The following is a 558-nucleotide window of genomic DNA, read 5'->3' on the forward strand; positions in this document are numbered from 1 at the left end:
CATAGTGCGCTAGGTTATGTGTCACCTTTTGATTTTGAAGCAATGTACTATGATAAAATTAATCCGTTAGGTCAGGTAGCCTAACTTAAATAAACTGTCTCCGACAAACCCGGTACGGTTCAATCTAAAGCAAGCTGCCCATCTTGTGTTAGAACTGTTTTGGAGCTAAAACCATTACGTGCATTAGATCCTTTCTTAGGTTGATGCTTTTCATAGCCTAAATGTTCAGAAAGCTCAGTATTCAGAGCGGTTTCGATCATGAACTTTTTAAATATGGCTGTCATTTGGTTTAAATCTTCAGGAGTTTTTAAACCTTTAGCTAATTCAGCTGCCATACTTTTGATTGTAGCTTCATCCATGTGAAGTACCTCTTTTTATTATCCTCAGTAGGATAAATGAAAATTAAGTACTTACACAAAATTTAGAACAGTCCCTAATATCACTGGGTGTATACCAGCCCAGTGTCTTTCTAGGACGATTATTTAGAGCAGTCTCTATCTGTTCTATCCGCTCTTTTGAAACATGATCAAACGATGAGGATTTTGGCAGATATTGTCT

2 pseudogenes are annotated in these 558 nt (G+C 36.9%); both read right to left on the bottom strand.

Going from position 1 to position 558, the window contains the following annotated elements:
• Positions 1-122: 122 nt before the first annotated feature.
• Positions 123-359: pseudogene (locus tag HLH16_RS07815) on the bottom strand (transposase); the annotation flags it as partial.
• 43 nt (positions 360-402) lie between these two features.
• Positions 403-558: pseudogene (locus tag HLH16_RS16000) on the bottom strand (IS30 family transposase); the annotation flags it as partial.

Origin of the sequence: Acinetobacter sp. ANC 5378, assembly GCF_013004315.1 — a bacterium.
GTDB lineage: Bacteria > Pseudomonadota > Gammaproteobacteria > Pseudomonadales > Moraxellaceae > Acinetobacter.